This is a genomic window from Brachybacterium sp. (genome assembly GCF_036379615.1).
Classification (GTDB): domain Bacteria; phylum Actinomycetota; class Actinomycetes; order Actinomycetales; family Dermabacteraceae; genus Brachybacterium.
Genome location: NZ_DASVGJ010000024.1, coordinates 19,973 through 28,082, shown reverse-complemented (window position 1 = coordinate 28,082; position 8,110 = coordinate 19,973). Strand labels below are relative to the sequence as shown.

The 8,110-nt window shown below is 72.6% G+C and carries 9 protein-coding genes; 8 read left to right on the top strand and 1 reads right to left on the bottom strand.

What is annotated here, in order from left to right; all coding sequences use genetic code 11:
* The 3 genes from VF289_RS04635 to VF289_RS04625 all read left to right on the top strand — a co-directional run.
* The coding region (locus tag VF289_RS04635; RefSeq protein WP_330881574.1) for a carbohydrate ABC transporter permease at positions 1-475 on the top strand (475 nt) is incomplete at its 5' end.
* A 40-nt stretch (positions 476-515) separates the two neighbouring features.
* Positions 516-2,102, top strand: coding sequence for a glucoamylase family protein (locus VF289_RS04630; protein WP_330881572.1), 1,587 nt, complete (start codon positions 516-518; stop codon positions 2,100-2,102).
* A gap of 40 nt (positions 2,103-2,142) precedes the next feature.
* Positions 2,143-3,966, top strand: a complete 1,824-nt coding sequence (locus VF289_RS04625; protein WP_330881577.1) for a glycoside hydrolase family 3 protein — start codon at positions 2,143-2,145, stop codon at positions 3,964-3,966.
* 51 nt (positions 3,967-4,017) lie between these two features.
* On the opposite strand, the gene VF289_RS04620 is transcribed toward VF289_RS04625, so the two are convergent.
* Complete coding sequence (locus VF289_RS04620; RefSeq protein ID WP_330881570.1) at positions 4,018-4,428, bottom strand: DUF3054 domain-containing protein; 411 nt, start codon at positions 4,426-4,428, stop codon at positions 4,018-4,020.
* A gap of 231 nt (positions 4,429-4,659) precedes the next feature.
* Here VF289_RS04620 and VF289_RS04615 point away from each other — a divergent pair, with 231 nt between their 5' ends.
* From VF289_RS04615 to VF289_RS04595, 5 genes are read left to right on the top strand one after another with little or no spacing between them, the layout of a single operon-like run.
* Positions 4,660-5,793: a histidinol-phosphate transaminase gene (locus tag VF289_RS04615; protein WP_330881568.1), complete on the top strand. Its 1,134-nt coding sequence runs from the start codon at positions 4,660-4,662 to the stop codon at positions 5,791-5,793.
* Positions 5,790-6,467, top strand: coding sequence for an imidazoleglycerol-phosphate dehydratase HisB (hisB, locus tag VF289_RS04610; RefSeq protein ID WP_330881566.1), 678 nt, complete (start codon positions 5,790-5,792; stop codon positions 6,465-6,467). The genes VF289_RS04615 and hisB overlap by 4 nt, the downstream gene beginning before the upstream one ends.
* Positions 6,464-7,093 (top strand): hypothetical protein, encoded by a 630-nt coding sequence (locus tag VF289_RS04605; RefSeq protein WP_330881564.1) that lies wholly within the window; start codon positions 6,464-6,466, stop codon positions 7,091-7,093. The genes hisB and VF289_RS04605 overlap by 4 nt, the downstream gene beginning before the upstream one ends.
* On the top strand, positions 7,090-7,791 hold the full coding sequence (hisH, locus tag VF289_RS04600; protein WP_330881562.1) for an imidazole glycerol phosphate synthase subunit HisH: 702 nt from the start codon (positions 7,090-7,092) through the stop codon (positions 7,789-7,791). Before VF289_RS04605 ends, hisH begins: the two co-directional genes overlap by 4 nt.
* Positions 7,788-7,946 (top strand): hypothetical protein, encoded by a 159-nt coding sequence (locus VF289_RS04595; RefSeq protein ID WP_330881560.1) that lies wholly within the window; start codon positions 7,788-7,790, stop codon positions 7,944-7,946. Before hisH ends, VF289_RS04595 begins: the two co-directional genes overlap by 4 nt.
* Positions 7,947-8,110: the final 164 nt, after the last annotated feature.

Here is an 8,110-nt window from a genome sequence, read left to right as displayed (position 1 = left end):
GGGACTGGTCACCTTCATCCCGCAGTACGTGCTGGTGGTGAACCTGGGGCTCGCTGACACGATCCCCGCGCTGATCCTGCCGTTCCTGGTCCAGCCCTTCAGCGTCTTCCTCATGCGGCAGTTCTTCCTGGGACTGCCGCGGGAGCTGCTGGAGGCCGGGCGCATCGACGGCGTCGGCGAGATCGCGATCTTCTTCCGCATCTACCTGCCGCTCGCGGGGCCCGCCTTCGCGACCCTCGGCATCCTCACCTTCCTTGGCTCCTGGAACAACTTCCTGTGGCCGCTGGTCGTCTCCTCGAGCGAGTCGACCTACACCCTGCCGGTCGCGCTCGCCCTGATCTCGACCGGTCAGAACCAGACGGACTACGGGCTGCTCCTGGCCGGGGCCACGCTCATCGTCCTGCCCATCCTCGTCGTCTTCCTGTTCTTCCAGCGCTACTTCATCCAGGGCATCGCCACGACCGGCATCAAGTGAGCGCACCCCGCGTCCGCTCCCACCGTCCCGAGGAGTCACCATGCACGCCATCGACCGACGCACCCTGCTCTCCGTCCCCCTGCTCGCCGCGCCACTGCTCGGTGCCGGGGCGGGCCTCCCCGCCGGCCACGCGGCGGGGACCCGTCCCGCGGCCGGTGCCGTTCCCCTCGTGGGCCGACCGGCCGGCGGCCCCGACGGCAAGTCCGGCCCCGACGGCTCGCGCCGACTGCTGCGCCGCTGGGCGGCGGACACCTGGCGCTCGCTGGACGCGATGACCGTGCGCTCCACGGGGCTCGTCTCGGACAACATCGGCGCGGGCCTCGTCGGGCACTCCCGCCACACCTCGCCCACCAACATCGGCGGCTACCTGTGGTCCGCGCTCGTCGCCCGCGAGCTCGGACTGATCACGCCCGGCGAGTGCCGGAACCGGATCTCCCGCACCCTCGACTCGCTCGAGCAGATGGAGCACCACGAGCCCTCGGGCATGTACGTGAACTGGTACGACGAGACCGACGGCTCCGTGCTGCGCAGCTGGCCCGGCACCGGCGCTCCCGTGGTCCCGTTCGTCTCGAGCGTCGACATGGGGTGGCTCGGTGCCGCGCTCCACGTCGTCGCCCAGGCGGACCCCTCGAACCGTCGCCGAGCGAGCCGGCTGTTCGAGGCGATGCGCTGGGACGTGTTCTTCGACCGCGACGTCGACGCCCAGCCCGGCCAGACCATCGGCGGCTTCTGGCTGGAGGACCCGCACCGCGAGGGTGTCGAGCTGCGCCCCCTGATGAACGACATCCCCGGGGCGGAGGTCTGGTACCACGCCGAGCACCACTACGACACCGCCGTCTCCGAGGCGCGGATGGTCACCTATCTCGGCATCATGACCGGCCAGATCCCCTCCGCCGCCTACTTCACCACCTACCGCACCTTCCCGCCGGAGTGGGACTGGTCCGAGATGCCGCCGGTGGGGGAGTGGACCGAGCACGAGGGGGTGTCCTTCTTCCAGGGCGCCCACACCTACCGCGGGATGGAGATCGTCCCCGGCTGGGGCGGCTCCATGTTCGAGGAGCTGATGCCGGACCTGTTCGTGCCCGAGGCGGAGTGGGCGCCGCGAAGCTGGGGCAGGAACCACCCTCTGCACGTGCGCGCCCAGCGCGAGCACGGCCTCGAGGAGGCCGGCTACGGCTACTGGGGCTTCTCGCCGAGCTCGGACCCGCACGCGGGATATCGCGAGTACGGGGTCGATGCCCTGGGCCTGAACCCGGTGGGCTACTTCTCCGACGCCGCCGGCACCGACTGGCGTCCGGACGTCCCGTACCCGCAGGGCCTGGACGGGGTGGTGACCCCGCACGCCGCGGCTCTCGCGCTGCAGTACGAGCCCGAGGCCGCGATCGAGAACCTCTCCCGGATCGAGACCGAGCTCGGCGCCTACGGGCCCGGTGGCTTCCACGACGCCGTCGCCGTCGGCTCCGGCGTCATCGCCCGCCGCCACCTCTCCCTGGACCAGTCCATGGTGCTCGGAGCGCTCGGCAACGTGCTGCTCGAGGAGCAGCTGCACCAGTGGTTCGGCACCGACGAGGTCGCCGCCGCCCTCCGCCCCGTCCTCTCCCAGGAGACCTTCCGTGCCCACGGCTGATCGCACCCACCCGCACCTGGCCACCGCCGCCGACGGCACCATGTTCCGGGACCTGAACCGCAACGGGGTGATGGACCCCTTCGAGGATCCGCGCCGCAGCCCCCAGGAGCGCACCGAGGACCTGCTGGCCCGGCTCTCCCTCGAGGAGAAGGTGGGGCTCATGTTCCACACCGTCATCGAGACGGGACCGGACGGCACCCTCCTGGATGGCCCCGGGGCGATCTCCAAGTCCGGCACCGAGGAGGTGGTGATCGGCAAGCACATGACCCACTTCAACGTGCACGGCCTGGAGAGCGCGGAGGCCGCCGCCCGCTGGCACAACCGCCTCCAGCAGCTCGCCGAGCGGACCCCGCACGGCATCCCGGTCACGCTCTCCACCGATCCTCGCCACGGAGGGGCGCAGAACGCGGGCACCTCCTGGGCGACCTCGTTCTTCTCCCTGTGGCCCGAGCCGCTCGGGCTCGGCGCGCTGGACGATCCGGGGCTGGTGCGCGAATGGGCTGAGACGGTGCGTCGCGAGTACACCGCCGTCGGCATCCGCGCAGGGCTGCACCCCGTCGCCGATCTCGCCACCGAGCCGCGCTGGGCACGCCAGCGGGAGTGCTTCGGTCAGGAGCCGCAGCTCGTCGCCCGCCTGGTCGGGGCGGCGCTGGAGGGGCTGCGTGGGGCCGACGGCGCACCCTCGGTGCAGTCCACGGTCAAGCACTTCCCCGGCGCGGGCCCGCAGAAGGACGGCGAGGACGCCCACTTCCCCTACGGCCGGGACCAGATCTACCCGGGAGGGCGGTTCGAGGACCACCTCCTGCCCTTCCGGGTGGCCATCGAGCAGGGCACCGACGCGATCATGCCGTACTACGGCCGACCCGTCGGGCTCGAGCGGGACGGCGAGGAGATCGAGGCGGTCGGCTTCGGCTTCAACCGCCAGATCCTCACCGGGCTGCTGCGGGAGGAGCTCGGCTTCGACGGCGTGATCGTCAGCGACTGGGAGCTAGTCAATGACAACCACGTCGGCGACCAGGTGCTGCCGGCCCGCGCCTGGGGCGTCGAGGAGCTCTCCCCGTCCCAGCGCCTGCAGCGCATCCTCGAGGCCGGAGCGGACCAGTTCGGTGGCGAGGAGTGCACCGAGCTGCTGCTGGAGCTGGTCCGGGAGGGCCTGGTGAGCGAGCAGCGGGTGACCGACTCCGCCCGCCGCCTGCTCCTGGTGAAGTTCCGGCTGGGGCTGTTCGACGACCCCTATGTCGACGAGGCCGCGGCCGCCGACCAGGTGGGCACCGGGCCGTCGCGCCGCCGCGGGCATGAGGCGCAGTCGCGCAGCGTCGTGGTCCTGCACGACGACGGCGGGGTGCTGCCCCTGCTCACCGGTGGCGGCCGGCCACGGATCTACGCGGAGGGAGTGCCCGAGGAGGTCCTCGCCTCCCTGGGGGAGCAGGTCGCCGACCCCGCACAGGCCGACGTCGCGCTGCTGCGGATCGGCGCCCCCTTCCAGCCCCGGGACGATCTCTTCCTCGAAGCATGGTTCCACCAGGGCGACCTCGAGCACCCGCCCGGTCTGGCCCACCGGCTGGCCCGACTCCGGGCGGCCTGCCCGCTGATCCTCGATGTGGATCTGGACCGGGCCGCGGTGCTGACCGGCATCGTCGAGCACTGCGATGCGCTCACCGGAAGCTTCGGGGTCTCGGGCGCGGCCTGGGCAGATGCGATCACCGGAGTGCTCCCGCCACGCGGTCGGCTCCCGATCGACCTGCCGCGCTCGATGGACGCGGTGCGGTCCGCTCCCGAGGACGTCCCCGGCGGCACCGAGGACCCGCTCTACCCGGCCGGTCACGGGCTCGAGATCGATCAGGTGATCAGCAGCCGGAGGTGACACCGACCGGATGGGGATGACACCGGCCCGGACGAGCCGGGACCGAGCGGATCAGGGGGCGCGGAGCTCCTCCGCCTCGGCGGCGGTCACGGCCCGCGGTCGCACCCGCTCGCCGCGCGTGAGGAAGCTGGCCACCGCGCGCCAGCCCAACATCCCCACCGCGGTGACGACGGCGGTCACGATGAGGAAGGACGCCTCGGTGCCCGCGCCGAACAGGGTGCGCAGCGCCATCGCTGTCGCAAGCGTGATCGCCCAGACGAACACGCCGTGCGGCCAGATCCGGAACGGCGCCCGCCAGGCGCGGATCGCGAGATGGCCCAGCAGCACCCCGAGGGCGAAGTGCCAGCCCACGAGGACGAGGTTCTGCGTGGTCAGCGGCGTGCCGTGCTGAACGAAGCCGATCGCGACGAAGAGCAGGACGACCAGCAGGTCGCCCACGAGGGCACCCAGAGAACGGAACATCTCGCCAGGGTACTGGCGACCTCCGCCCCGGCAGGAGGGCGAGGGCGCGGCTGTGAAGGGTGCCACGGTGCAGCCGTCGCTCTGCAGTCATCGCTCTGCAGTCGTCGGTGTGCCGTCATCGCTCCTGCCGTCATGGTTCTGCGCCCGTCCTGCCGTCGTCCCTCGCCCGGTCGCGCCTCGGCACACGGACGGCCGGATCGCGGACCTGCACGGAGAACTACCATGGAGGCCATGCCCGCGAACTCCGCTCCGACCCTCGACAGCTCCGCCCTGCCCGTCCCGCGCGACGGCATCGCGGGAGCCGCCCCCTACGGCGCCCCCCAGCTCGAGGTCGCGCATGCGCTGAACGTCAACGAGAACCCCTACGGCCCCTCGCCGGAGCTCACCGCGGCCATCGGTCGCGCCGCCGCGGAGGCGGCCACGGGCCTGAACCGGTACCCGGACCGCGAGGCCCTCGCCCTGCGCGCCGAGCTGGGGGAGTACCTCGCGGCGGAGTCGGGTGTCACCGCGCCGCCCGCCGAGGCGGTCTGGGCCGCCAACGGCTCCAACGAGGTCATGCATCAGCTGCTGCTGGCCTACGGCGGCCCCGGCCGCACCGCGCTGGGCTTCACCCCGCACTACTCGATGTACCCCGAGTACGCGCGCGACACCTATACCGACTGGGTCACCGCCGAGCGCGGCCCCGCCCCCGAGTTCGCGCTGAGCGCCGAGGCCGTCACCGCCGCGATCGCCGAGCACCGCCCGAGCATCGTGGTGCTCACCTCCCCGAACAACCCCACCGGAACCGCCCTCGAGCTCGAGGTCGTCGAGGCCGCGGCCGCGGCCCTGGCCCCGACACGCGGCCTGCTCGTGGTCGACGAGGCCTATGGCGAGTTCCGTCGCGACGGGGTGCCCAGCGCCCTCACGCTGCTGCCGACGCACGCGAACCTGGTCGTCACCCGCACCATGTCCAAGGCGTTCGCCCTGGCCGGTGCGAGGCTCGGCTACCTGGTCGCGGATCCTGCGATCGTGGACACCGTGCGCGTGGTGCGCCTGCCCTATCACCTCTCCGCCGTCACCCAGGCGGTGGCCCGCACGGCCCTCGCCCACCGGGAGGAGCTGCTGGGAAAGGTGGCGCTGCTGCGCCGCGAACGCGACGCGCTCGCCGAGCACCTGCGCACGCGAGGCCACGACGTCGCCCCGTCGGACGCGAACTTCATCCTCTTCCGCAGCTTCACCGACCGCGACGCCGTGTTCGAGGCCCTGCTCGGCCGCGGCGTCCTGATCCGAGCCGTCGGCCCCGCCGGCTGGCTGCGCGTCTCCCTCGGCACCCCCGAGGACAACTCTGCTTTCCGCACCGCCCTCGAGGAGGCCGACCCCCGATGACCGACACCCAGAGCCCCGACTCCCACCAGCCCACGGCCGCACCTGGCTCCGCCGCGCCGGGCTCCGGCGCGCGCCGGCCCCGCACCGCGACGATCAGCCGCACCACCCGCGAGTCCTCGATCGAGCTCACCCTCGACATCGACGGCACCGGCCAGGTCGACGTCTCCACCTCGGTGCCCTTCTTCGACCACATGCTCACGGCGCTGGGCACGCACGCCCGCTTCGACCTCACGGTCAAGGCGACCGGTGATGTGCACATCGATGCCCACCACACCGTCGAGGACACCTCGATCGTGCTCGGCCAGGCGCTGCGCGAGGCGCTCGGCGACAAGCGGGGCATCGCCCGCTTCGGTGATGCGATGGTCCCGCTGGACGAGTCCCTCGCCCAGGCGGTCGTGGACCTCTCGGGCCGTCCCTACTGCGTGCACTCGGGGGAGAGCGAGGCCCAGGCGCTGCATCTCATCGGCGGGCACTTCACCGGCTCGCTGACCCGGCACGTCTTCGAGTCGATCGCCCACCACGCCGCGATCTGCCTGCACATCCGGCTGCTCGAGGGCCGAGACCCCCATCACGTGGTCGAGGCCCAGTTCAAGGCTCTGGCGCGTGCACTGCGCGCCGCCTGCGCCTACGATGACCGCGTCCTCGACGTCCCCTCGACCAAGGGAGCACTGTGAGCACCTCCGATCCCGAGGATCCCCGCAGCGGCGGGCCCGCCGACCAGGGCGCCGGCCGTCCCGGCGAAGACATCGATGCCGAGTTCGCCCGCCTGATGGAGGGCATCTCCCTCGATGAGACCCCGCTGACCGTCGAGGACGTGCTCTCCGAGCCCGCGGAGACCGGCCCCGACGCCGAGCCCACCGTCGCGGTGGTCGCCACCTCCGTCGTCTCCGCGAAGGCCCTGGCCGGAGTGATCCGACTGGGCCGCGAGGCGCGCACCGACGGGATCGACATCCCCGCCGGCACCCGCACCCTCGACACCAGCACCGGCGCGATCGCCGCGGGCCCGCTCGCGGAGACCGCGGCGCACGATCTCGCGGCGATCGCCTCCGCCGCCCTGCAGCGCAACGGCATCGTGCTGTTCTGGCGGCGCGGCGACCGCATGACCGCGACCCGCTACAAGAACGGGGGGCGCGGGGAGGACATCTCGCCCGCGATCGTGCTCGGCGCGGTCGACGACGTCGTCGAGGAGCTGCTGCTGGGCGCCACGGACCTCGGCGAGCTGGGCGAGGGACTGGACCCCTCCACCCTGAGCCGGGCCGAGGCGCTGGAGTGGATCGCCTCCGGGAAGAAGCGCAAGTGAGCCCGGCCCAGACCCGTGGGACGGCGCCCGGCGAGGGCCGCCCCGCCCGCGTCGTGGTCCTGGACCACGGCTCCGGCAATGTGCGCTCCGTGGTGCGGGCCCTCGAGGCCGCCGGCGCCCAGGTCGCGCTCACCGCGGACCGCGAGCAGGCGCTCGCGGCCGACGGACTGGTCGTGCCCGGGGTCGGCGCGTACGCCGCCACCGTCGAGCAGATCCGCGCCGTCGGCGGGGACCGTCTCATCGAACGGCGACTCGCCGGCGGCCGTCCGGTCCTCGGCATCTGCGTGGGGCTGCAGGTCATGTTCGACGCCGGCGACGAGCACGGCGAGCGCTCCGTGGGCCTTGCCCAGTGGCCCGGCGAGGTGACCCGCCTGGAAGCCTCCGTCGTCCCGCACATGGGATGGAACACCGTCGAGGCGCCCGAGGGCTCCGCCCTGTTCGCGGGCGTCGACCACGAGCGGTTCTACTTCGTCCACTCCTACGCCGCCCGCCGCTGGGAGATGGAGCCGATCGGCCCGATGAAGGCGCCGCTGGTGACCTGGGCCGAGCACGACGGCGACCGCTTCGTCGCCGCGGTCGAGAACGGTGCCCTGTGCGCCACCCAGTTCCACCCGGAGAAGTCCGGGGACGCCGGCTCGGTGCTCCTGGCCAACTGGCTGCGCACCCTGCCCCGCTACGACCAGGAGGGCGCCGCATGATCCTCGCCTTCGCGATGCTGTTCGCCGGGGGCATGCTGCTCGGCGGCACCTGGTCGTTCTACCGCTCCAAGAAGCCCTGGTGGGCGACCCTCGGTCTCCTGCTGCTCGGGCTGATCTGCTTCGGCATCTCGATCTGGCGCATCCAGACCGGCTGAGCGCCCCGGCCGACGAGGCCTCCGGGCCTGCTGAACTCCCGGAGCATCAGGTCGCCGGGACCGGCAGAACACCCACCGTGCACCTCGTCGCCCGGCGACTGCCCCTCACTCCCACCCCTGCTGGGCCCCGGCCCGCACCACCGCTTCACCGCTTCCAGGAGGCA